The sequence below is a fragment of the Sphingopyxis flava genome (assembly GCF_900168005.1).
In the GTDB taxonomy this organism is placed as follows: domain Bacteria; phylum Pseudomonadota; class Alphaproteobacteria; order Sphingomonadales; family Sphingomonadaceae; genus Sphingopyxis; species Sphingopyxis flava.
The window spans coordinates 1-1,052 of the sequence record NZ_FUYP01000117.1; the positions used below are offsets into that span (position 1 = coordinate 1).

A 1,052-nucleotide genomic window follows, 5' to 3' on the forward strand; every position below is an offset into this window, starting at 1 on the left:
TAGAGCATCGTGCCAGAAATAGGAATCGGGGGATTCCCAAAAGGTCTGAGTTGTGATTCACCGGGTTCGGAGGTGGATCATGGGGAAATCTTATTCGAGGGATCTGCGCGATCGCGTGGAGGGGTATATAAGATCGGGTCACTCGCGGCGTGATGCTGCCCGGCGCTTTGGGGTGAGCCCGAGCTTTGCCGTGAAGCTGTCGAAGCGTGTCGCGTTGACGGGTTCGACAGCACCGGCGCGACAAGGCCGGCCGGCCGGAGGCGGTAAATTGGCGGCCCATATGGAGGTTCTGATTGGCTGGGTGGAGGCGCGGCCAGACATCACGATGCCCGAACTGGCGACGCGGCTGAAGGCGGCGACAGGGGTTGTTGCCCATCCCGCATCCTTGTCGCGTGCGCTCTTGTCTGCTGGATTTACCTATAAAAAAAACACTTCTGGCGTGGGAGTGCGCACGCGCTGACATTGCACTGCGTCGTCGCAGCTGGCGCCGACATCGCCAGCCGCGGATGCGCCAGGAGCCGCATCGGTTGATCTTCGTCGACGAGACGGCAACCACGACCAAGATGACGCGCCTGCGCGGGCGAGCGCGCTACGGCTCGCGCCTCAAGGCGAAAGCGCCGTTCGGGCACTGGAAAACCCAGACCTTCATCGCCGGGCTCCGCCACGATCGCCTGGTCGCTCCCTGGGTCATCGACAGGCCGATGAACCGCGACATCTTCGAGACATGGGTCGAAACGCAGCTCGCGCCCACGCTCGACCCTGGTGACGTCGTGATCCTCGACAATCTCTCGAGCCACAAAAGCGAGAAGGCCGCGACAATCCTCAAAGAACGCGGCGCATGGTTCCTGTTCCTGCCGCCCTACAGCCCCGATCTCAATCCGATCGAAATGGCCTTTTCCAAGCTCAAGGCTCACCTGCGCCGCAGCGAAGCGCGCAGCTTCGACGCCCTCTGGCGCGCCCTCGGCAATATCTGCGACCTCTATTCATCCGAAGAATGTTGGAATTACCTCAAAGCCGCCGGCTATGCGTCCGATTAAACGCACGATGCTCTA

Annotated in this window: 1 protein-coding gene; it reads left to right on the plus strand. The window is 61.5% G+C overall.

Annotated features, from left to right (window positions below; all coding sequences use genetic code 11):
- The first annotated feature begins 79 nt into the window (after positions 1–79).
- Positions 80–1,037 (plus strand): IS630 family transposase gene (locus B5X69_RS20785; RefSeq protein ID WP_425441547.1). Its coding sequence is split into 2 segments (ribosomal slippage): positions 80–408 and positions 407–1,037, totalling 960 coding nucleotides; the frame shifts between segments, so codons are not numbered across the junction.
- Positions 1,038–1,052: the final 15 nt, after the last annotated feature.